The sequence below is a fragment of the Planktothrix mougeotii LEGE 06226 genome, assembly GCF_015207485.1.
In the GTDB taxonomy this organism is placed as follows: domain Bacteria; phylum Cyanobacteriota; class Cyanobacteriia; order Cyanobacteriales; family Microcoleaceae; genus Planktothrix.
This window is the reverse complement of the sequence record NZ_JADEWU010000016.1, coordinates 47,139-68,636: the sequence shown is the minus strand read 5'-3', so window position 1 is coordinate 68,636 and position 21,498 is coordinate 47,139. Positions and strand designations below refer to the sequence as shown.

The window sequence follows — 21,498 nt, the reverse complement described above, 5'->3', positions numbered from 1 at the left end:
AAATGAAAGATAGGAGAGCCAATTACTACTACTAATTATTAATTATATCGTAAGCCTAAATCAATTGTACAACTGTTTTGATTCTAAATTGATTGTCAGGGCGAGGCAACCTCGCCCCTACCTGGAACAGAAATCTGTCAATTAATTATTATGTTGGGGTAATGATATAGGATCTTTTATCAATTAAAATTACAAAAAATAAATTATGGATCTGATTTTTTGATTTAATGAATTAAAAATAAATTCATAATCAAGGATAAATTCAGGTTAAAATAAATTAAAAACCCTGGAGGTTGAATGGGTTGAATGATGCCACCAGAACGAATTAAACCGATAAAAATTGCTAAGAATAAACACCCTATTAAACTCAGTCCCATCAGAAATAATGCAAAAATCTCTCCGGCGGAAAGGGGGCGGTCTGTTGGGTCTAAATAAGCAGAAGATTTAGGATAAGGATGGGTTTTAGATAAGGGTTGATTAAAATTAGTTGGAACCTGAATCACATGATATCGAGAATAACCAATTGTGAGATCATAAGATTGACGTCGTTGGGGGTTGCTTAAGGTGGCGTAAGCTTCGTTGAGGGTTTGAAATTTGGCCGTTGCGATCGCTTTTGATAATGTGGTTGTATCAGGATGGTAAAGTTTACTCAATTCCCGATAGGCGCGTCGAATTTCTATGGGGGTAGCACTAGGATGAACCCCTAAGAGCGTGTAATAGCTAGAATTGAGGGCGGGATGGTTTTCGGGTTGGGGTTGCTGTTGGGATGAAGTTCCTGGGGAAGTCACGGCTATCTACTCGACATCACATAAACAGTTCTTTTATTATATGGGATGTAGAAGACAGGAGACAGAAAATCACAAAATTGGTAGAGGAATTATCGGGAACGCCTATACAAATAGCATGATCAGATAGAAAATTACAACTCTTATTGAGGGTTGAAAGTATTTAAGCTATTGCCAATATAATCATCAAAGATTGCACCCCTACTAATGAGATCATCCTTGGCTGCTCCTGAAATCCCTAAATTTGATCTAAATTGAGCCTTTTTAACGATAGCTTCACTCAAGTTCGTAAGGCTTAAATTAGCGAGATTTAGAGAGGCAAAACACAAATTAGCCAAACTTAAATCGGCTTGAAACAAGTTTGCTCTCGTTAAGTTGGCTCGGCTAATATTACTTGCAACTAAATTTGTTTTTGTTAAGTTGGCTTCACTTAAATTCGCTCCCATCAAGTTAGTTTCGCTTAAGTTTGCTCCCATCAAATTTGTTTTATTTAAGTTGGCTCGACTGAGGTTGGCTCCACTTAAATTCGCATAACTTAAATCAGCTTCACTGAGATTTGCTCCCATCAAATAAGCTTCACTGAGATTAAGTCCACTGAGGTTGACTCCTTTTAAGTTGGCTTGACTTAAATAAACTTGATTCAGGTCAGTTTCGATTAAATTGGCATTTCCTAAATAGACTCCACTGAGGTAAGCTTTACTTAGGTCTGCGCCACTCAAATTCGTGTAGCTGAGATAGGCTTCACTCAAGTCGGCTTCTCTGAGGTTTGCTGCTTTTAAATTCGTGCGAATTAGATTAGAATTACTGAGGTTGGCTCCACTTAAATTCGCGTTTTCTAGGTTGGCTCCCATTAAGTTAACACCGCTTAAATTCCCTTGGCTTAAGTTGGCTTGACTCAGGTTGGCTTCAGTTAGGTTAACGCGACTTAAGTTGGCTTGACTTAGGTTAACATTTCTTAAGTCAGTTTTTGCCAAATTAAGACCCTTTAAATCAATACCCACTAAATCTTTTGTCAGGTCAATTCCGATGAGTTTCGCTAATTCTAATAAATGATCTGTGTTGGCATTAAAAAGGGTTTTAATATAGCTTTTTGCCTCTTCTTGAATCTGTTTGTCATTCATGGCTAAAACTCCATTATTTTTGAATTAGATTGGATTTTATCAATCCTTAATATAGGAGAATTCATTGTTATCATACCGAGCAAGATTAGGAGTGATAGTTGAGGAAAGAGAAGCTCTTCTCGGTTTTAGCAAGAAACACCAAGCTTTTCTTTGATAATGTTGAGGGTGTTTACCCGGTTGACTGTCCTTTGTTTCTGGTTTGTGTTTTTTTTTAATATAACATTATCTTCACTCATTTTAAAACGCCCTATCAAAATTTAAGAATTTTCAAATTTTTTTTAATAGAAGATGAAACTTGATTCTATATCAGCTATAATATAATCATAATAAGGTTAAACCCTCTTGGAATGTTGGGTGCGTCAGTGACAAACGCACACACCATTTCTCAATACCTAACACCCAACCCCTGACAACCAGATTATGAATTTCCTAGAGAGTATCAAAATGGCGACTACAACGCTATTAGCCAATAAAATGCGAAGTAGTTTAACCATGTTAGGAATTATTATTGGGAATGCCTCTGTTATTGCCATGATTGGTATTGGAGAAGGGGCTCAGAAATTTGTCAATAATCAAGTAAATTCCTTGGGGCCAAATGTTTTATTTGTGTTACCCGGAAGTCCAGAATCTCAACGTCGTCCGGTATTTCCCCCCCAAAATTTAGTCTTAGAAGATGCAAGAGCGATCGCCGAACAAGTGCCATCTGTTGAACAAGTGGCTCCGTCTTTGAATGGTAGTGAATTAATGACTTATCGCAGTAACAATGCTTCCGCGTCTGTCATAGGTACAACACCAGAATATTTATCAGTACGGAATTTTGATATTGCTAAAGGTCGATTTATTACGGATTTAGACTTAAAACGAAATGAACAAGTTGTGGCGTTAGGATCGGAATTAGCTCAACAATTATTTGGCAATGAAGACCCCATTGGTCAATCCGTTCGACTGCGAAATATGAGCTTACAAGTGGTGGGAGTCATGCAGCCCAAAGGCTCAAGTTTTGGCAGTAATGAAGATATGAATGCCTTTGTACCTTTAACTACAATGGCGAATCGAATTGTGGGGAATAAATCACCTTATGGAACTCAAGTGACGTTTATTTCCATTGCCATTGATGACCAAGATAATATGGCTGCGGCTCAATTCCAAATTGAAAATTTACTGCGGTTACGTCATAAAGTCATTGATGAAGATGATTTTACCGTTCGTAACCAAAAAGATTTAATGAATATTTTGGGAAGTATTGCTGGAGCTTTAACCATTTTGTTAGCAGCAACCGCCGCCATTTCTTTATTAGTGGGTGGGATTGGAATTATGAATATTATGCTGGTTTCGGTGACGGAAAGAACCCAAGAAATTGGTTTAAGAAAAGCCATCGGAGCCACCCAATCTGATATTTTAATTCAGTTTATGATTGAATCTGTCATTTTATCCGCCGCCGGGGGTTTAATTGGAACGTTGATTGGGGTAGGTGGCATTTTATTAGTGGGTGCATTAACTCCTTTAGAAGCCGGAATTTCTACCGTTGCCATTGTAACAGCCGTTAGCATCTCTGGGGGAATTGGATTATTTTTTGGTGTTGTTCCCGCCAAACAAGCGGCTCAACTTGACCCTATTGTTGCTTTAAGAAGTGTTTAAGTTGTCAATATTAAATTATGAAAACATCAATTTCCACCCAACCCGAAAATCAAAATTTACAACCCAAACCTGTTATTATTCATTTAGAAAATGTTACCAAAGTTTATGGCATGGGTGATATTCAAGTTCAGGCGTTAAAAGGGGTAACTTTAACGGTAGAACAAGGAGAATATTGTTCTATTATGGGGGCATCGGGTTCGGGAAAATCAACAGCAATGAATATCATTGGTTGTTTAGATCGTCCCTCCACAGGTTCCTATTATTTGGATGGGGTAAATGTGGCGAAAATGTCGGAAAATAATTTAGCCAAAATTAGAAATATTAAATTAGGATTTGTTTTCCAGCAATTCCATCTTTTACCCCAATTGAGTGCCTTAGATAATGTGATTTTACCGATGATGTATGCAGGAATTCCCGCCGCAGAACGTCGAGAACGAGCCCGGGAAGCGTTAATTCGAGTGGGGTTAGAAAATCGATTAAATAATAAACCCAATCAACTCTCAGGGGGTCAACAACAACGGGTCGCCATCGCTCGTGCAATTGTGAATCGTCCGGTGTTATTATTAGCAGATGAACCCACTGGAGCGTTAGATTCTCAAACGACTCAAGAAGTTATGGATATTTTTACAGAATTAAACGCCAGTGGAATGACCGTTGTAATGGTGACTCATGAACCCGATGTTGCCCGTCAAACTCGTCGCATTGTTTGGTTTAAAGATGGGGAAGTAATTCATTCCCATCTTAAGCCCAATGATTTACACAGTGCTATTTTTTAACTCCGATTTTTTTTGTTTTCAAAAGTAATCCTAACCCTAATCCAGTTAAAGCCAATACGGTACTGGGTTCAGGAACAGACTTAGAGCCAAATTCTTTTTCAATAGTTGCATAAGCAGCATCCGCTATCAATTTGTGACCTGCCGTTGTCGGGTGTAAATCATCCCAGAATAAGTATTCATTAGGATTAGTACATGGAACTGTTGGAACTTGGGGGTCTATGGGTGGCAAACAACGATCAGTAACATTTGTCAATCCGTATTTAGAGGGTTTTTTGATAACATCTTCAAACAAGTTATTAACATCAAATAGGGCAATATTAGAATTAAATAATGATTTATTTAATTCTTTAATTTTTGTTTTTAGTAAAGCATTATGATCTTTAACTGTCTGTTGTAAATCACCTGGATTACTACTTCCTAAAGGAGATTTACTTAAATCGGGTAAATTGCCAATTAAGAAATTTCTTGCACCCACACTATATAAAGTATTGATTGACCAAGATAAATTATTAACAACTTCTTCGGTATTGTCACTACCCGCATAAGTATAATCATTTCCTCCGGCCCAAATAATATACAAACCATTGGGATCTGCGGGTTTATTTTGTTGTGCATATAGGACTTGAGTTTGTACACCAGGTAGTCCAGTCAATGCAGGATTAAAGATATAAGCAATATTTTCAGTTCCTGTCGTTGCGCCACCAAAGGCATAGTTAACCCATTGACTTGAGGGACTTCCTGGGTTAAGTCCTAAATCCTCTGCTAAATAGTCTGTCCAAATGTCACCATTAGAGAAACGCCCTTGGTCATAATAGGGTGCTGGAGGAAATGCGCCACCCGTCAGATTATAAATATTACCCGGATCACTCAAACTATCCCCAAAAATGTTAATACTGCTAAATGTAGCGGCTTGTGCAGTATTGATTCCCGTAATTGTAAATGCAATACTTCCGCCAACGGAAAGAGCGAAGAAACAACTAGCAGTAGAAATATTCATCATGGTAGCCTGCACCTCAGATAGCCCGGTTTCATGTTTAACTAACATTCTATGCCCTGCTTCCTCCGTAATATCACGGGGGTTTTGTAAAGTTTAGGGAGCGCTATTGTAAAATTTTGGTAAACATCCAAAGATTTGACAGTCTTGGCTTTTCTGCCTGTCTTTGTCCCCTGTTGATAAATTCATGATCACTTCTGTACCCCAAGACTCGTAAAATAGTGAAGTTAAGACTTTGCTCCTGCAATTTGGGCAAAATTCAGTCCCCAGGAGTGAAATGCATGTTAACATCACCCCTATACAAAGCTGCATCATGGTATTGGCAAGCGAAATTAACTCGCCGTTGGAGAACTCTCAGTTTGATTTATCGGCGTATCTGACCCAACGGCAGACCCTGGTAGAACAGGCTTTAGATGCGTCTCTTCCTCTAACCTACCCTGAAAAAATCTATGAGGCGATGCGTTATTCCTTGCTGGCTGGAGGAAAACGTCTGCGACCGATTTTGTGCCTCGCCACTTGTGAGTTAGTCGGTGGGACGATAGAGATGGCCATGCCGACCGCTTGCGCGCTAGAAATGATTCATACCATGTCCTTGATTCATGATGATCTCCCCGCGATGGATAATGATGATTATCGTCGGGGAAAACTCACCAATCATAAGGTTTATGGAGAGGATATTGCCATTTTAGCCGGGGATGGTTTACTGAGTTATTCCTTTGAATTTGTTGCCACCCAAACTCCTAATGTTCCTGCCAATCAAGTGTTACAGGTCATTGCCCGTTTAGGTCGGGCGGTGGGAGCCGCAGGCTTAGTGGGGGGACAGGTCGTGGATTTAGACTCGGAAGGATTAACGGATGTTTCCGAAGAAACCCTGACGTATATTCATACTCATAAAACTGGGGCGTTATTAGAAGCTTGTGTCGTCTGTGGCGCAATTTTAGCAGGTGCAAGTGAAACCGATATTGAATGCTTATCTCGGTATGCGCGTAATATTGGTTTGGCGTTTCAGATTGTCGATGATATTCTCGATATTACCGCTACTCAGGAGGAACTCGGAAAAACCGCCGGGAAGGATTTAACCGCCCAAAAAGTGACCTATCCCAGTTTATGGGGAATAGAAGAATCCAAACGTCAAGCCCAGCAGTTAATTGCAGACGCAAAAGCGGAATTATCTCACTATGAAGACCGGGCAATTCCCTTGTTAGCGATCGCCGATTTTATCACTAATCGCACTCACTAAAGCTATTTTTTTCTAGTTTATGCAAGATTTTGCTCAAATCCTCGATAACCAAGTGTTATGGGTCGCCCTGTTAGCCTGTATTCTAGCTCAACTGTCTAAATTAGCATTTGAGTTAGTCCAACATGGCAAAATTAATTTGCGGGTGTTAGTGACAACGGGAGGAATGCCCAGTTCCCACTCCGCTTTTGTCGGGGCTTTAGCAACGGGAGTAGGCAAAACAATGGGATGGGGAAGTCCTGATTTTGCCATTGCTGTTGTTTTTGCAGTGATTGTGATGTATGATGCCGCTGGAGTTCGTCAAGCGGCGGGAAAACAAGCACGAATTTTAAATCAAATCATTGATGAAGTGTTTGAAGAACACAAACAGTTAAGTGAAGAAAGATTAATTGAATTATTAGGTCATACCCCATTTCAAGTGATTGTCGGTTTAGGATTAGGCATTGTCATTGGTTCGTTTGCTGAATTAAATTGGCCTTTGCATTTTATCCAAGCCTCTCTGTAGAAACATTGTCATCTAACTTTTCTAGGCATTATCACTCTTTATCTTTACTGTTCGGTGTTCGGTGTTCGGTGTTCCCTCCTAAAATTAAGGTTTAATTGCAGGACTAATTACTGTTACCCGATTACTATCGACTAACATTGACCAAAAGCCACGACTACTTAATTGTTTTAAGGTTGCTGTTGCTTTGTCAGAATTTGTTGTATATTCTACTAATAAATAAGGTCGTTGACCATAGGAAACTAAACCCACATCTCCACCAATAACTGTTCGTAATTGTAGGGCTAATTCGGGTTGATTAAAATAATCTACTAAAACTGCATAACCTGACCCCAAAGGTTGAGGATTATATCTCGTTAATTCTGGCTTAGAGGCAGAGGAGGGAGGGGTTTCTCGAACAACCGGAGTTGAGTTTGGACTGGGACGAGATACCGGGGTCGCCTCCTGTTTAACAACATAAGCGGGTAACTTAACTTTATCTTGCAGGTACGCCGCCCAATCTTCAGCCACCAGTTGATCATCAAACCCCCCTACCCTAGTCACTAAATTACTCAAATAGCGACACACTTCACTCTTGATATCATTCGGTAACGTGCGCTGCACCAATTTCTGTTCCTCAGAAGTGTTACTGACAATCAATAACAGATATTCTCCCGGTTTTGGTGCTGCACACGTTTCCTGAGCTAAACTGCTTCGAGTTGCTAGAGTCCAACTGCTGATCGTTAGAAGACTAAAAACGAGTATTGTGGACAACCCTTGAACACCATTTTGACGCATAAACAGGAGGTCTACCAAAACATTAATTAGGTTTAAAGCCCGTAAATTCTACTCAGGCTTTTATTGTAGTTATTTTAGTTTAACATATTGATATGAATAACTATTTCCCTCGGTTCATCGGGATGTTCTCCTTTCCCCATTTATCTTTTTCCAGTAGACAGGGTACAAGGTGATAGTATTGAAATCCACCGCCTCCTTTCCAGTTTACTGTTTTACTAATTCCCCCTTGATCTTCGCCATCAATGACTTTTTTAAGTCGGGGAATAATATGGGTATGGCAATGTTCTCCCAGTTCAATCATAATCCAACGTCTTCCCATTTTATGCGCGACTGCACCTGTTGTTCCTGAGCCTGCAAAGGAATCAAGAACAAGATCATTAGGATTAGTTGCTAAAGAAATAATACGCTGAATTAATTTTTCTGGTTTAGGAGTATCAAATGCCTTAATGTGATTAAATATAGTTTGTATTTCTGCTTTTGATGTTCGATTACTACCCACATCTGTATGATTCCAAATCGTTTCTGGCGGGCGAAAGGATTTAACATCTCCATAAATACGATAATAAGGAGACCAACCCTTTCTACTTTTAATCCACTCAATTAAATGTTGATCAGATTCAGTTCTCTCTTGACTCCATCGCCATCTCCCCTCACTGCCATCTTTTCTAATAGGAAAAACATCAGAAGCGTCTGGTGCAGTCAGTGGAAAAAATAAGGTCGGTCTAGCTTTTCTTGAATCATCTCCTCCCATTGCTCTAAGAGGTTTTAAATAATAAGGTCTTCCGGTTTCATCAACTTTATCATAATGTTTGGCTAAACCTTCTTCATTCACTGATATTTTATTAATGACAAACTTTGTTTTGTTTTTGGCAAAAACTAAAATATGGTCATGTCTTGTAGAAAAAAAATGTGCATCCATCCTAGGACTATCGGCTTTTTCCCATATAATATTTGAGATAAAATTAGGTCTTCCAAAAATTTCATCACATATCACTTTCAAATAATGGGCTTCATGATCATCAATCGTCATCCACAGCGATCCATCCTCTGATAATAAATGGCGAATAATCTCTAAGCGATCGCGCATTAAGCCAAGCCAAATCGAATGTTCTACGCCATCATCATAATGTTCAAAAGCTGATCCGGTATTGTAGGGCGGATCAATAAAAACACATTTAACTTTTCCTGCAAACTCTGACTCTAAAGCCTTGAGAGCTAACAAATTATCCCCAAAAATCAAGCGATTATCAAAACTCTCCTTTTCACTCATCCGATGAGTCGCATGATAGGATTTATCTGGATCTTCCAGCAAAATTCGCGGCTCCAACTTAGGGCGAATTTCTTTACCAATCCAAGTTAATTCTAATCTTTGCTTCTGACTCATATTTTGTAGTCACTACTATTTCTGTGTCACCGCTAAAAGTTGTTAGCTAACCCTGTGTTATATCAATAGGAAACCTTATTTTAATTTTTCAATATCACCATTGTTTTACTGATCATTTTATTCAACAGGAAATCACTGATGTACTGATTAACAGGCAAGATGCCTGTTCTACAAAAGTTGAAGAGCCGGATGCAGGGAAACGTTGACATCCGGTTTATCAGACTAGCCAGAGAGTCATCTTTCTGGCTTAGTTTAACTACTGTTCTCCAAGGGGTCAGATCTTAAAGAATGAAGCAACAGCTTTCATTTTATTAATCAGGGTCAACTATTGAATCCAGATTTTTAAGACGCCGTTGCCAAAGAAGCCAAAGCATCGGGAATACTAGCGGTTGGTGCTTGAAATTCTCCCGTGAGAACATACTCTAAACGCAATTTCAACCAAACCACCACTTGTTTATTCGTCGAAACAATGGCGACCGCAGGTTGAGGACATTTCTCTTTAACGGCTGCCATTTCTGGTGCTTCCAAAAACGCAGGCTGCTCCACTAACCAAAAATCAATTGCCTTTTCATTTTCCTGATAGTTGCGGGTGCGTTCCCGTAACACTTCTTCTAAGGGTTCTTCCTTAATCAAAAATTGGCGACTGGCTAAAACGTAGTAATAAGTCTGCATGGTTAATCATTGTAAATGCTGCAATGGGACGATTTGGGGGTTAGAGTTTCCCGTTTATCGCTTGTTTCATTTCTCGAACAGCCTGATCCAGGCCAACGAGAACTGCCCGACTTATTATTGTATGACCAATGTTGAGTTCTTCCATCCCTTCTATCGCCGCAACGGGGTAAACATTCCAATAAGTTAACCCGTGACCCGCATTTACCCGCAGTCCCGCTTCTAAGGCTAACTGACATCCAGTGGCTAAAATCTCTAATTCTCTGGCTTGGTCTTCCCCTTTCGCCTCCGCATAGCATCCCGTATGCAGTTCAATAAATTTCGCCTTAACTTGCGCTGAGGCTTCAATTTGTTGGGGGTTGGCATCAATAAACAAACTCACCGGAATTCCAGCACCCTGTAGAGTGTTAACAACATCGGTCATCCGAGGAATTTGTCCCGCAATATCTAACCCCCCTTCGGTGGTAATTTCTTCCCGACGTTCAGGAACTAAGGTAATATAGTCGGGTTTGATGTCCAATGCGATCGCTACCATTTCATCGGTCGCCGCCATTTCTAAATTCAGATGGGTTCTTACTGTTTGTCGCAATAATCGCACATCTCGATCTTGAATATGGCGTCGGTCTTCGCGTAAATGTACCGTAATGCCATCAGCCCCCGCTAATTCAGCAATAATAGCCGCCGCAACGGGATCGGGTTCAACGGTGCGACGGGCTTGGCGAATGGTCGCAATATGATCAATATTGACTCCTAAAGTCGGCAATTGTCTTTTCTCCTTGTTGTTATACCGTCTTTCACCTTGCCAAACAATTCAACTCAGGTCAAGTCTATAGTGCTACTTGAAGAGGGAACAGGGAATTACGAATTACGAATTACGAATTGGGAATTGGGAATTGGGAATGAGTTTGCTGGATTTAGAAATGTCAAACACTGTAATGCGTAGTGCTATATTATTTTGGGGAAAAAGTATCTTATATAAAATCCTGAAATTGATACTACAGATAATCGTCTAAATCCCCTGTAGAGACGTTGCATGGCTAGTAGAGACGCGCCAAAAGCCTACGGCATGGCTCCGCCCCGGCGCGTCTCTACAGGGGACAGATGCGTAGCAAACATTTAAAGATTTCATATTAATTAATCATGCCAGTTCAAAATGAATCGAATTTGACTGACTACATCTGGTGCTTTAAAAGGTTTAGTAATAATTCCAGCGATCGCTAATTGAGCAAACTGATTCCGATCACTTGCTTGTGCTTTAGCCGTCAGCAAAATAGTAGGAATTGACCGAATGATAGGATTAGATTGCATTTGATTAAAAGCAGTAATCCCATCCATTTCAGGTATCATCACATCCAGCAAAATCGCATCTAGGGGTTCAGTTTCAGCCAGAGCAATACCAGCTTGACAAGACTCTGCAACGACTGTTTCCCAGGAAGCAATCACTCGAAATGCAACCGGGAGGACTTGACGAATTCCAGGTTCATCATCAATCAATAAAATCCGTTTCTTTACCATCTTGATCACCCTCTAAAATGGGTAAAGTGAAATAAAAACAACTCCCTTTTCCGATTTCTAAGTTGCTTTCTGCCCAGATTCGTCCTCCATGTTGTTCAATAATACTCCGGCAAATTGCTAATCCTAAACCTGTTCCGCCTTTTGAGCGCGAATCAGAAGCATCCAATTGCTGAAATCGTTCAAAAATACTTTCTAACTGATGACTGGGAATGCCACACCCTTGATCCTGAATCATAAACTGTAAACAGGTGACAGGAGATAAATCATCCACAGACATAGAAGAAAACCTCTCTACCTGAATTTTAATAATCGAATCGCAAGGAGAGAAACGAATCGCATTACTCAGTAAATTAGTTAGAACTTGGATAAGACGATCCGGATCAGCCTGAATTGGATAGGAGACCACAGACACCTCAAACTGAATATCGGATTGATTTGCCAAGTCCTTCATTTGGTTGATGGCAGTCTGAATCAGATCCCTAGGGTAACAAGACTGTTTTTCAATGTGAACCTTACCGGATTCAAGCCGTTCTAAATCGAGGATATCATTCACCAAACGCACCAAGCGATCAACTCCTTCGGCCGTTACATGAATCATCCCTTGTCCGTCTTCCGATGTCGGATCAACCCATTGTTGATCGAGTAAACTCAAAGCAACTTGCATAGAAGTTAGGGGAGTCCGCAGTTCATGACTAACAATAGAGACAAACTCACTTTTGAGTCGCTCCAATTTATGCTGTTCGGTAATATCTTTACCAATCCCAATAATACCAATTACTCTGGTATTTAAGTAAGAACTTATTGGATTTCCAGTTGTATCTTGCAGAACGGTATTATCCCAGACAATGATTCGTTCTTCCCCAGATTTGGTGATAATTCTATTCTGATAATGGGAATAAGGAACGCGCTGCTCCAGTAAATCAACAAAATGGGCTCGTGATACTTGCCATTCTTCAGGAACCACAAAGGTTTTAAACCACTCTTGACCGATAACTTCTGACTCTTTGTAACCTGTAACTTGCAAGAAAAAAGGGTTGACATACTCCACCACCCCTTGAGCATCCAATCCCACCACCATCAGTTGTACCTGATCTAACAGACTTCGCCATCTTCGATTCGATTCTTGCAAGGTGGCTTCTACTCGTTTGCGATCAGTTACATCCAGTACCGTGCCAAATAACAAAATCGGTTCCCCTCGCTCATTAAAAATCCCAGGTTCTCCCCTCGCTTCGATGTAGCGTATCTCTCCATCTGGACGAATAATTCGCAAATCAAATTCATAAGGCTCCCCTCTGACTGATGCGTTAAGCATGGCTTGATAAATGTCTAAATCATCAGGATGGATATATTTATCTCGCTTTTGGGCATCCGGTACAGCACTGTTGGGATCAAGTCCGTGAATGCGATAGATTTCCTCAGACCAGATAATCTTTTCATCGTCTTGCTGCCATTGCCAACTGCCCACATGGGCAATTCTCTGGGCAGTCCGCAGATTAAATTCACTCTGCCGCAATGCCTCAATGACTTGTTTATACTCAGTGATTTCTAGGACAATACCACCCACCGCAATCACATCACCCGCAGTGCTGGAAATCGGAAAAAAAGAGTTGATGCAATGTCGTAAAACCCCCGGTTGACTGGGTACATAACCCGATATTTCTAAATTTGAGATCGGCTGTTTTGTTTCAATGAGAGTTTGCAGTAAAGGTGTTAGGGTCGGGGCAAGTTCGGGTAACAAATCGGGTAATAATTGACCCAAATGATCCGGAATAGAATACCCGTTGATGTCTGCTAAGACTTGATTAATATGGAGGAATCGTAAGTTTTTGTCAACGATGAATAATCCCACGTTAGACTGAGTTGCCGCATTAAAAAAGCCTGCAAACAATTGCTCTGATTGGATCAGTTCTTGATGGGGTAGTTCAGATGACTGCAAGACCCCGGACTTTTGCTTCAGCATAGCTACCTCGGCTCTCAGGGCTTGCAACTCTTCAATTAATTCGGTTTTGGTCTTGGCATCATCGTCCATCCTGACGTTCTCCTTCATACCCCTATCAATTTTAAGGGGTTTAGGACTGATACCAATCTGATCCAGTCTAACAATTAGAACAGGGTTAGCTGTTTGTTCATATTCTCAAAACTATTTTAAATGCTTGCGTTTGCGCTTACTCCCCTAAAACGATATAATAGAGGGAGTTATAACCTTAAAATAAGCTATTTGAGGTAATCAAATATTAGGCATGACTTTAGAACAAGTAATTCAACAAGCAAAACAACTTTCCGCTTTGGAAAAAATGCGTTTAATTCAAGCGATCGCACCCGATGTTGAAAAAGAATTAATTCCAACTGAAATTAAACCTCGCCGTTCTTTATGGGGAATTTGTGCTGATTTAGGACAAGCTCCCTCAGCAGAAGATATTGATCAAGTTCGTCAGGAGATAGGGTTAGGCTTTGAGAGAGAGGATATATAATGTTAAAGGCGATCGCTGATACTCATACTATTATTTGGTATATTTTCGCTGATTCTCGTCTTTCACAAACAGCGCGCTCAACAATTGATAATCTTGCGGCTAATGGTGATTGGGTAGGATTTTCTATGATTACTATTGTTGAAATTATTTATTTGATAGAGAAGCAAAGAATACCGAATGAAACCTTAAATAAACTATTAACCGAAATTAATAAAGATACTTCTGTATTAAATCCTATTGTTCTTGATCAAAATATTGCTCTAATTTTAGCACAAGTTAGTCGAGATGAAATTCCTGATTTACCAGATCGGCTAATTGCTGCTACTGCGCTTTACTATAACATCCCCATTATTAGCCGAGATAGTAAAATAAAATCTTCTAGTTTAGTAACAATTTGGTAAGCTGGTAGGATGAGTAAGCGAACAGCACACTCACCAAACGTTATGGTTTGTTGCAATTCAACTCTTACAAGAAATATGTAATAGCAATAACATGACTGATTACTACTTCAGTCTTTGGCTACGTCGAATACGATTGCAAACTTGAGTTGAGAGTTCTTCTGGTACAATGGGCTTGGCTAAATAGTCATCTGCACCACAGGCAAACACCTGTTGTACGGTCTGGCGATCCGTTTGAACGGTCAGAATTAGAATGGGTAACCAACTCCATTGTGCTGTTTCTCGAATAAGTTGGCAGATCTCTAATCCATTGATCTCAGGCATATTAATATCTAAAATTAACAAATTGGGCTGAACCTTTTCTAAGGTTTCCCAAATTTTTGTTGGTTTTTCTAAGGTAGTAACTTGAATTCCCTCATTTTCAAGAATTTGTTTAACTAAGATGAGAATTGTGGCATCATCATCAACTGCCATGATCCGGATCGGCTGAGTATCTAAAAGCAAATCCTGGGAAGAATTGAGTTGAGTAAAAGTATTTTCTTCATGAACACAATTAATGGGTTGTTGTTCTAACTCTAGCCGTAAAGTTGTGACTAATTGAGTTAGGGAATAGGTATTTTTTAGATTTAGAGTATGATTCTCTAATAGGATTTCGATTGCCTTAGCGATATAAGAAGCGGCTTCAAAACCAAAGGTAGCAACTGTACCTGCAAGCTGATGAGCACTTTTTTGGGCGGTTTGTAGTTGATTTTGATCGAGGATTTGAGATTGCAAACTGGTTACAGTTTGTTCTAATGTTTGAAGGTGATTAAACACTCCTTCTCGAATATTTTGCCAAATTTGAGCGATCGCATCTTCTAATTCTTTTCCTTGCTCCGCAGACAAAGCAGAACGAGAGGACGAATCCTGTAAAAAACTGGGATTAATTCGATAACCATGTCCATACAAAGTTTCAATTAAATCTTCTGCTCCCACAGCTTTTAATTTATTGCGAATGCGACGAATATGGGATTTTACAGTATCTTCCGTAGGCAGTTTATCCAATGACCAAAGATGATCAACAATATCCATTCGGCTAAAAACACGACAAGGATGGCGTATAAATAATTCTATTAATAAATATTCTTTGCGACTAAAGGGTAAAACTTGCCCCTGATAAGTAATTTGTCGCATTTCAGGATTGAGACGAATATCTCCACAGGAAAAAATGATTGTTGATTGTTCTGTTAATCGACGAGAAAATACTCGAATTCGAGCCAGCAACTCTTGGATATCAAAGGGTTTTATTAAGTAATCATCGGCTCCGCTATCCAATCCAATTAGTTTATCGGTCATGGAATCCTTTGCTGTCATCAGCATAACCGGAACTTGTAGATTCTGTTCTCGTAAGCGACGACATAAACTAATCCCATCCAACTTCGGCAATATAATATCTAGTAGAACTAAATCATAAGAAATGATATTCATCATCTCCCAACCCATTTCACCGTCAGTTGAAACATCCAAAATATAATTGTGTTTACTGAGAACGGCACTCAAGGCTTGAGCTAAATTATGGTCATCTTCAACCAGTAGAATTCGCATATTATCCCGAAGCTTCACTTTTATTAAATAGGAATTAATAAAAATTTCCTATTCAGATTCGGGATTGGTATAGGGATCAATATTGGGGTCTTTAACGGGTTCAGGATGAGGATTGGTATAGGGTTCTAAGTTAGGGTCTGCCTTAAAATTGGGATCAGGATTGGTATAGGGATCGATATTTGGATCTTCGACTTCTTCAGGATGGGGATTGCTATAAGGCTCTGTATTGGGATCTACATTGGGTTGAGGATGATTAGAAGTAGACATTAGCTTATAACCTCATGAATTTTAGATAGATCTTTTCTTCAAATCAGCGTCTAAATAGTAAATTTTCCTCTAGGAAATTCACTTTTTTCAACTAATCTGTAAGCAAGTCTTATATTCTATCAGGCAAAAGTAACAAAGTGGTGACAATTCAAGAGGTATTTTCTTTGAGTTTAGCTGATCAACAAGATACAAGATTACTGGCACAATAGAAATCAATAATGCACAAGAAGATGACAATAACATTAGAATTACTACGAGGATTTTGTTATGCCTTATGCCTTTGAACAACTGCGATTTCACTTTATTGAACAGACCGTTCGCCAGGTTTGGCATCAAGGGAATGCCGAAGATGGAGTGGTTCATGCCATCCGTAGTCAATTGCAGCAGGAGTTAACGGATGATGAACATTTAGCCCTACAGGATCACGTCAACTTCCTTTGCAACGAAACCGAAAAGCTATTACGCAGCCGCATTCCCCATGATATTGCGCCTAGGGAGACTGCGATCGAATTGTGGGGATATCAGCAAATTCAACCCTTAACGCCCAATCTCTACATCCATCATAACCAACCCACCCAGCAGGATTTTGAACAGCATTTTCAACTTCCCCCTGGAGAAGTCTGGGCGTGGAATGTGGTTTATACCACCACTGGCCCCTATTACGGCGTGCAGACCAATACAGAAGGAACACCCGTAACCCATTATCAGGATTTAGGGTCAGCATCGTTTTTGTTGGATCTAGCAGCAACGTTAAAGTCGTTCCCCGGATGTGAAGTATTGGGGGATCTCACCTGGGATAATATAGATGGTTTTACCCTGGAATTTGATGAATGTAAGGCAATCTATGAAACACTACAAAATCAGAACGATGCTCTTAAAACCGCCCTCAATTCCTTAATTGAGGAAAACCCAACCTTTAATCAGTCAGAACAGCTAATCGCCACTTTAATTTCCCCCTTAGAAAGTGCTTTAAACAATGGTATTGCTCAATTTAAACGGGGAAGAATGCTCTAGTTAGAAACAGGGGGCGCAGGGGGCGCAGACAATTTTTGCTGGTCTTCTAACTAATAATGGGTGATAGGTAACTGGTAAAAACCTCCTGTCTCCTTTGATAAATAAATACGGGCGGGAAAACCCCGCCCCTACAACTGATAACTGATTATGGCTGCTCAAGATTTCAAAGATTATTACGTCATCTTAGGGGTTGATAAAACAGCCGATCAGGACGCTATTAAGAAAGCCTATCGGAAACTGGCTCGTCAGTATCATCCTGATCTCAATCCCAATGATAAAAAGGCAGAAGAACGGTTTAAGGAAATTAACGAAGCCTACGAAGTTCTGTCCAATGAAGAAAACCGCAAGAAATATGACCAGTATGGACAATACTGGAAATATGCCCAGGAGGGAATGCCACCGACAGGGACAGGCGCGACCCAGTACGAGGATACGGACTTTGGACAATATGGGGATTTTAATGACTTTATTAATGAACTGTTGAATCGTTATGGTCAGGGCGATCGCCAAGGTCGTCGGGCTTATCGTTATTACACCAGCGATGGCTACCCAGAAGAGACAGACGAATTTGATCCGGGGTATCGTTCCCCCTATCATAGCTATGCGCCCCAACCTGACGTTGAAGCGGCAATTGTTCTAACCCTAGCGGAAGCCTTTGAAGGTGTGGTTAAACAGTTGCAACTCGAAGGAGAACCCTCATTTAAAGTCCGGGTTCCCCCTGGAGCCAAACCAGGTAGCCGGATTCGGATTAAAGGAAAAGGGCGAATGAATCCCTTTACCAAAGAACACGGCGATCTATATGTGACGATTGATCTGGCTCCCCATCCCTTCTTTAAGCTGGACGACCAAACGAATATTACCTGTGAAATTAATCTCGCCCCTGATGAAGCGGTATTAGGAACTGACCTTCAGGTTCCGACACCCGATGGACTGGTGACGATGAAAATTCCCCCCGGTGTAAAATCAGGACAGGTCTTAAGGTTGCGGGGTAAGGGATGGAAATTACTTAAAGGGGAGCGTACCGATCAACTGGTCAAACTGATGATTGTGGCTCCCAAGGAAAATGATTTAAGTGAGATTGAGCGCACCAGCTATGAAACGATTCGCGCTCATCGAACGTTTAATCCCCATGCCAATCTGGAGAATATTACGCTATGAACGAAGACATGATTGATTTAGTTTCCTCCGAATCTGCTACTGGGGAGGAGCGTTGCTATACCGTTGAACAGGTAGCCACTATGACGGCAGTTTCTGTGACGTTGGTACGTCGGTTAGTGGCTCTGAATGTGATTGAGGCGGAACAGGATCAGTTACCTGCCAGAGAAATTACTCGCCTGACCCAAATTTTACGACTGCGGCGAGATCTGAGCGTTAATTGGATTGGGGCGAGGATGGTGCTAGATATGAGTCAGGAAATAGCTCGCCTCAAGGCACTGTTACAAGCCTATGAATCCCACAGTACCCGTAACAATTTTGAGAAATGATGATTTTGCACGGTTTTGTCACTTTTTTGCCATAAACTCCAGTCAATTATGGTGATGATTCTCCTAATTTTGTCTATCTATCGAATGGACTAGCAAAATCATGTTTAATTTTTTTAACAAATTGAGTTTTGTAGCGATAGGAACAGTGTTACTTTTTCCTAGCCTTCCCATTCAAATCGCGTCAGCCTCTCCCAGTTTGGGAGATGGAATTATTTGTGTTGCCAAAGGCATGACGAATCAAGGTCATAAAATTTACTTTTATACCTCTGTCATCGATGACAATACGATGCAGAAGAAACAACCTGTTTCAGTCACCATCAATGAATCTATGAATGGAGAAATGCAGCCGGCTGGATTAGCCTCCACAGCCTATCAAGGGAACGATACTTTTAGTGGAAAATCTCAAGCTGGAAGTCCCATTAGTTTTAGTTTATTGGGTAACTATAGTGTAATTCAGATTCAGCATAGTGGTCAAACTTTTACTGGAATTTGTCACTAATATTAGGATGAATTACTGATTAATAATAGGCTAAATAATTTGAATGATGATCTTTGTGAAATTTATCATTAGGATGATCATTCAACTTCATTTCTTTAATCTTCGTTCCAAAAGCACTGAGTAAATCGGTCTTCCTCCCAATCCCTCAGCCGTAGCACTAGCCATAAAGCAACTCACTAAAATCGGCAAAATTAACTGATAATTAGCGGTCATTTCTAAGGTCAATAAAATTGCCGTTAGAGGTGCGCGGACGGTGGCGGAAACCAACGCTCCCATCCCAGTAATGGTTAAGACTTGATGATCAGGTAAAATCGTCGGAAACCAAAGATAAATTTGTTTACCAACCCCTAAAGAAAATAAAGTTGCAATGGAAAGCATGGGCGCAAAAATTCCACCTGGAGCGCCTGACCCATAGCACAGAATAGTCATTGCAAATCGAACCATAAATAATAATAAAAGAAAATCAGGAGGTTCTACATTATTAAACGACCAGATGATCATCTCTTCCCCACCGCCAGTTGTTGGGGCATAAAGCCAACTCATTAACCCAATAAAACCCCCCACAAATAGCCCCGTTAGTTGATAGGGAATGCCCCGCAAACTTGAAAAAAAATCTAAACTTTTAACTAAGAACGCATTAAAATAATACCCAATTATCCCAAAGGCAACTCCTAAAAGGGCAAAAATCCACAAGGAGGCGAGGGGTGGCGTTTCAAATTGAGTCAGTTTTAAAACAGGCCCAGTCCCCAAGATGAGTTGCTGTCCAATCGTTGCGGTAATACACGATAATGTTATGGCTCGATACGCATGAACTTGATCCTCAAACACGGGTTTAATTTCTTCAAACACAAACAGAATTCCCGCCAAAGGCGCGTTGAAAGCTGTTGCTAGTCCCGCTCCCGCGTTAGCCGCAACCAACACTCTCATTTGTTCGTGGGAAGCCGGAAACCAAGTGCTGACCATCTTGCCGATACTACCGCCCATCTGAATCGTTGGCCCTTCCCGTCCCATCACCATGCCACTACCCAGGATGAGAAGACCCGTAGCAAACTTAATCGGCAATACCCGTTGCCAAACTAGGGGTAAATGCCCCGATAGCATCCCTTCAATTTGGGGAATACCACTACCAGAGGTGTCGGTCGAAAAGCGTCGCATCAAGCCAAACCCCAGATAGACCATGACCCCTGATACAACAATCGAGATCATCGCTCCCTTTCCAGGCATCTGATCTAAAGAATGAATCCAACGCACCCGGTTGTCTAGGATTACGGAGACCAGAAACCGAAAGCTACCCCCAATCAATCCGGTCATTAATCCAGCTAGAGCCGCCCAAAATAGAATGGGGTTAAGTTTTCCTAGGATAGCTTTGAAAGGTCTGGATAAGAAAATCGAGTTCAGTGGGTTGATATTTTGAGGATTAGGTTTAGATTCCATAGCCGCAGGAATGACTTTAATGATCCGTTCAAGGGTAAATGGGAATGGGTTCCAATGGAATCAATTTTGCTAAACAATTAATGGACAACCCCGGAAAAGTTTACACAACAAAAGTGTCAAACTCGTGCAAGAAAAAGATGTCGTGGCTGAAGTTATGAAAATTAGATAGTGTGGCGTTAAGTATAAGGTAGGCAGTTCTTGAAAAAAATTGACTTAGGGGTGAAATTGACCTGAGTTTGTCACTTTTCTTTGTTAGAGTTGCAAGTGCTTTTAGAAGATATGTCTAAATCATTCAAAATATCAGTTTTGTCTCAACGTTCAACAAAGGAAAACTTAAATTATGGCAGCATTGACGGTCTGGAAATTTAATACGGCTGATGGTGCAGATAATGCCCTCAGTAAATTAGAAGACCTGCAAAAACAAGAACTGATTCAGGTTCTTGATGCGGCGATTGTCTCTTGGCCAGAGGGTCGCAAACGTCCTAAAACCTATCAGGCGATGGACACAACAGGAGCAGGAGCATTAGGGGGAGCATTCTGGGGAATGCTGTTTGGACTCATCTTCTTTATGCCTTTTCTGGGAATGGCAATGGGAGCCGCCATCGGTGCGCTTTCAGGTCATTTTACAGACTATGGAATTAATGACGACTTTATCAACGATGTCAAAAGCAAAGTTACAGAAGGAACTTCCGCCCTTTTCTTGCTGACGGGTCAAGTCACAATTGATAAGGTCGAAGACGCTTTTACGCCTGAAGAACGAGGCGAATTAATTCAATCTAACCTGACCCACGAGCAGGAAGCAAAACTCCGGGCAGACTTTGGTGTGGAGGAATAGTTCGGGCAGGCTAGTTTTTATACCAAAAAAACCGGGTTTCGAGTTCAGATTTTGTCAATACAATCGAGATTTTTTCGTCAGAAACCCGGTTTCTGTTTTAACGAATATTTAACG

The 21,498-nt window shown here is 40.6% G+C and carries 23 protein-coding genes; 11 read left to right on the top strand and 12 right to left on the bottom strand.

The genetic code is table 11. The features are described 5' to 3' along the window. Positions 1-224: 224 nt before the first annotated feature. Complete coding sequence (locus tag IQ236_RS09520) at positions 225-680, bottom strand: J domain-containing protein (protein ID WP_407676148.1); 456 nt, start codon at positions 678-680, stop codon at positions 225-227. Between the two features lie 248 nt (positions 681-928). Further along, on the bottom strand, positions 929-1,906 hold the full coding sequence (locus tag IQ236_RS09515; protein ID WP_193869039.1) for a pentapeptide repeat-containing protein: 978 nt from the start codon (positions 1,904-1,906) through the stop codon (positions 929-931). 420 nt (positions 1,907-2,326) lie between these two features. Between IQ236_RS09515 and IQ236_RS09510 the strand changes: the two genes are divergently transcribed. Together IQ236_RS09510 and IQ236_RS09505 are read left to right on the top strand one after the other, a co-directional pair. After that, positions 2,327-3,544 carry an ABC transporter permease gene (locus IQ236_RS09510; RefSeq protein WP_193869038.1) on the top strand — a complete coding sequence of 406 codons (1,218 nt, stop codon included), beginning with the start codon at positions 2,327-2,329 and terminating at the stop codon, positions 3,542-3,544. A 17-nt stretch (positions 3,545-3,561) separates the two neighbouring features. Beyond that, a complete protein-coding gene (locus IQ236_RS09505) occupies positions 3,562-4,320 on the top strand; it encodes an ABC transporter ATP-binding protein (protein WP_228041517.1) in 759 nt (252 codons plus the stop codon). On the opposite strand, the gene IQ236_RS09500 is transcribed toward IQ236_RS09505, so the two are convergent. After that, entirely contained in the window at positions 4,310-5,365 is a 1,056-nt protein-coding gene (locus tag IQ236_RS09500; RefSeq protein WP_193869058.1) for an SGNH/GDSL hydrolase family protein, read from the bottom strand. The two genes, IQ236_RS09505 and IQ236_RS09500, sit on opposite strands and share 11 nt — an antisense overlap. Positions 5,366-5,627: 262 nt before the next feature. Between IQ236_RS09500 and crtE the strand changes: the two genes are divergently transcribed. After that, on the top strand, positions 5,628-6,554 hold the full coding sequence (gene crtE, locus IQ236_RS09495; RefSeq protein ID WP_193869037.1) for a geranylgeranyl diphosphate synthase CrtE: 927 nt from the start codon (positions 5,628-5,630) through the stop codon (positions 6,552-6,554). A gap of 19 nt (positions 6,555-6,573) precedes the next feature. After that, on the top strand, positions 6,574-7,056 hold the full coding sequence (locus tag IQ236_RS09490; RefSeq protein WP_190517869.1) for a divergent PAP2 family protein: 483 nt from the start codon (positions 6,574-6,576) through the stop codon (positions 7,054-7,056). An 84-nt stretch (positions 7,057-7,140) separates the two neighbouring features. On the opposite strand, the gene IQ236_RS09485 is transcribed toward IQ236_RS09490, so the two are convergent. From IQ236_RS09485 to IQ236_RS09460, 6 genes are all read right to left on the bottom strand, one after another. Next, on the bottom strand, positions 7,141-7,848 hold the full coding sequence (locus IQ236_RS09485; protein WP_228041516.1) for a hypothetical protein: 708 nt from the start codon (positions 7,846-7,848) through the stop codon (positions 7,141-7,143). Between the two features lie 82 nt (positions 7,849-7,930). Further along, positions 7,931-9,214: a site-specific DNA-methyltransferase gene (locus IQ236_RS09480; protein WP_193869036.1), complete on the bottom strand. Its 1,284-nt coding sequence runs from the start codon at positions 9,212-9,214 to the stop codon at positions 7,931-7,933. A 342-nt stretch (positions 9,215-9,556) separates the two neighbouring features. Continuing rightward, positions 9,557-9,886 carry an MgPME-cyclase complex family protein gene (locus IQ236_RS09475; RefSeq protein WP_190517864.1) on the bottom strand — a complete coding sequence of 110 codons (330 nt, stop codon included), beginning with the start codon at positions 9,884-9,886 and terminating at the stop codon, positions 9,557-9,559. 40 nt (positions 9,887-9,926) lie between these two features. Further along, complete coding sequence (locus IQ236_RS09470; RefSeq protein ID WP_193869035.1) at positions 9,927-10,646, bottom strand: pyridoxine 5'-phosphate synthase; 720 nt, start codon at positions 10,644-10,646, stop codon at positions 9,927-9,929. 371 nt (positions 10,647-11,017) lie between these two features. Further along, positions 11,018-11,398: a response regulator gene (locus IQ236_RS09465; RefSeq protein WP_193869034.1), complete on the bottom strand. Its 381-nt coding sequence runs from the start codon at positions 11,396-11,398 to the stop codon at positions 11,018-11,020. Beyond that, positions 11,370-13,427 (bottom strand): PAS domain S-box protein, encoded by a 2,058-nt coding sequence (locus tag IQ236_RS09460; RefSeq protein WP_193869033.1) that lies wholly within the window; start codon positions 13,425-13,427, stop codon positions 11,370-11,372. The genes IQ236_RS09465 and IQ236_RS09460 overlap by 29 nt, the downstream gene beginning before the upstream one ends. Positions 13,428-13,638: 211 nt before the next feature. Between IQ236_RS09460 and IQ236_RS09455 the strand changes: the two genes are divergently transcribed. Both IQ236_RS09455 and IQ236_RS09450 read left to right on the top strand, forming a co-directional pair. After that, positions 13,639-13,869 carry a hypothetical protein gene (locus tag IQ236_RS09455; RefSeq protein ID WP_072719010.1) on the top strand — a complete coding sequence of 77 codons (231 nt, stop codon included), beginning with the start codon at positions 13,639-13,641 and terminating at the stop codon, positions 13,867-13,869. After that, complete coding sequence (locus tag IQ236_RS09450; protein ID WP_193869032.1) at positions 13,869-14,270, top strand: type II toxin-antitoxin system VapC family toxin; 402 nt, start codon at positions 13,869-13,871, stop codon at positions 14,268-14,270. The genes IQ236_RS09455 and IQ236_RS09450 overlap by 1 nt, the downstream gene beginning before the upstream one ends. A gap of 102 nt (positions 14,271-14,372) precedes the next feature. On the opposite strand, the gene IQ236_RS09445 is transcribed toward IQ236_RS09450, so the two are convergent. Further along, positions 14,373-15,851 carry a response regulator gene (locus IQ236_RS09445; protein WP_193869031.1) on the bottom strand — a complete coding sequence of 493 codons (1,479 nt, stop codon included), beginning with the start codon at positions 15,849-15,851 and terminating at the stop codon, positions 14,373-14,375. Positions 15,852-15,899: 48 nt separating this feature from the next. Then, positions 15,900-16,118 carry a hypothetical protein gene (locus IQ236_RS09440; RefSeq protein ID WP_193869030.1) on the bottom strand — a complete coding sequence of 73 codons (219 nt, stop codon included), beginning with the start codon at positions 16,116-16,118 and terminating at the stop codon, positions 15,900-15,902. Positions 16,119-16,385: 267 nt separating this feature from the next. Between IQ236_RS09440 and IQ236_RS09435 the strand changes: the two genes are divergently transcribed. From IQ236_RS09435 to IQ236_RS09420, 4 genes are all read left to right on the top strand, one after another. After that, positions 16,386-17,132, top strand: a complete 747-nt coding sequence (locus tag IQ236_RS09435) for a hypothetical protein (protein WP_193869029.1) — start codon at positions 16,386-16,388, stop codon at positions 17,130-17,132. A gap of 147 nt (positions 17,133-17,279) precedes the next feature. Next, complete coding sequence (locus IQ236_RS09430; protein WP_193869028.1) at positions 17,280-18,290, top strand: DnaJ C-terminal domain-containing protein; 1,011 nt, start codon at positions 17,280-17,282, stop codon at positions 18,288-18,290. Continuing rightward, entirely contained in the window at positions 18,287-18,616 is a 330-nt protein-coding gene (locus IQ236_RS09425; RefSeq protein ID WP_193869027.1) for a chaperone modulator CbpM, read from the top strand. Before IQ236_RS09430 ends, IQ236_RS09425 begins: the two co-directional genes overlap by 4 nt. Before the next feature lie 100 nt (positions 18,617-18,716). Beyond that, positions 18,717-19,115: a hypothetical protein gene (locus IQ236_RS09420; protein ID WP_228041515.1), complete on the top strand. Its 399-nt coding sequence runs from the start codon at positions 18,717-18,719 to the stop codon at positions 19,113-19,115. An 87-nt stretch (positions 19,116-19,202) separates the two neighbouring features. On the opposite strand, the gene clcA is transcribed toward IQ236_RS09420, so the two are convergent. After that, positions 19,203-20,549, bottom strand: coding sequence for a H(+)/Cl(-) exchange transporter ClcA (clcA, locus tag IQ236_RS09415; RefSeq protein WP_193869026.1), 1,347 nt, complete (start codon positions 20,547-20,549; stop codon positions 19,203-19,205). A 340-nt stretch (positions 20,550-20,889) separates the two neighbouring features. Between clcA and IQ236_RS09410 the strand changes: the two genes are divergently transcribed. Next, complete coding sequence (locus tag IQ236_RS09410) at positions 20,890-21,384, top strand: DUF1269 domain-containing protein (RefSeq protein WP_193869025.1); 495 nt, start codon at positions 20,890-20,892, stop codon at positions 21,382-21,384. Positions 21,385-21,498 lie beyond the last annotated feature (114 nt).

Coding starts and splice junctions, on each gene's coding strand:
- IQ236_RS09445 (WP_193869031.1), bottom strand. CDS start 15,851: ATGCGAATTCTACTGGTTGAAGATGACCATAATTTAGCTCAAGCCTTG.
- IQ236_RS09505 (WP_228041517.1), top strand. CDS start 3,562: ATGAAAACATCAATTTCCACCCAACCCGAAAATCAAAATTTACAACCC.
- IQ236_RS09410 (WP_193869025.1), top strand. CDS start 20,890: ATGGCAGCATTGACGGTCTGGAAATTTAATACGGCTGATGGTGCAGAT.
- IQ236_RS09500 (WP_193869058.1), bottom strand. CDS start 5,365: ATGTTAGTTAAACATGAAACCGGGCTATCTGAGGTGCAGGCTACCATG.
- IQ236_RS09440 (WP_193869030.1), bottom strand. CDS start 16,118: ATGTCTACTTCTAATCATCCTCAACCCAATGTAGATCCCAATACAGAG.
- crtE (WP_193869037.1), top strand. CDS start 5,628: ATGGTATTGGCAAGCGAAATTAACTCGCCGTTGGAGAACTCTCAGTTT.
- IQ236_RS09435 (WP_193869029.1), top strand. CDS start 16,386: ATGCCTTATGCCTTTGAACAACTGCGATTTCACTTTATTGAACAGACC.
- clcA (WP_193869026.1), bottom strand. CDS start 20,549: ATGGAATCTAAACCTAATCCTCAAAATATCAACCCACTGAACTCGATT.
- IQ236_RS09475 (WP_190517864.1), bottom strand. CDS start 9,886: ATGCAGACTTATTACTACGTTTTAGCCAGTCGCCAATTTTTGATTAAG.
- IQ236_RS09455 (WP_072719010.1), top strand. CDS start 13,639: ATGACTTTAGAACAAGTAATTCAACAAGCAAAACAACTTTCCGCTTTG.
- IQ236_RS09515 (WP_193869039.1), bottom strand. CDS start 1,906: ATGAATGACAAACAGATTCAAGAAGAGGCAAAAAGCTATATTAAAACC.
- IQ236_RS09420 (WP_228041515.1), top strand. CDS start 18,717: ATGTTTAATTTTTTTAACAAATTGAGTTTTGTAGCGATAGGAACAGTG.
- IQ236_RS09450 (WP_193869032.1), top strand. CDS start 13,869: ATGTTAAAGGCGATCGCTGATACTCATACTATTATTTGGTATATTTTC.
- IQ236_RS09465 (WP_193869034.1), bottom strand. CDS start 11,398: ATGGTAAAGAAACGGATTTTATTGATTGATGATGAACCTGGAATTCGT.
- IQ236_RS09460 (WP_193869033.1), bottom strand. CDS start 13,427: ATGGACGATGATGCCAAGACCAAAACCGAATTAATTGAAGAGTTGCAA.
- IQ236_RS09430 (WP_193869028.1), top strand. CDS start 17,280: ATGGCTGCTCAAGATTTCAAAGATTATTACGTCATCTTAGGGGTTGAT.
- IQ236_RS09510 (WP_193869038.1), top strand. CDS start 2,327: ATGAATTTCCTAGAGAGTATCAAAATGGCGACTACAACGCTATTAGCC.
- IQ236_RS09490 (WP_190517869.1), top strand. CDS start 6,574: ATGCAAGATTTTGCTCAAATCCTCGATAACCAAGTGTTATGGGTCGCC.
- IQ236_RS09480 (WP_193869036.1), bottom strand. CDS start 9,214: ATGAGTCAGAAGCAAAGATTAGAATTAACTTGGATTGGTAAAGAAATT.
- IQ236_RS09425 (WP_193869027.1), top strand. CDS start 18,287: ATGAACGAAGACATGATTGATTTAGTTTCCTCCGAATCTGCTACTGGG.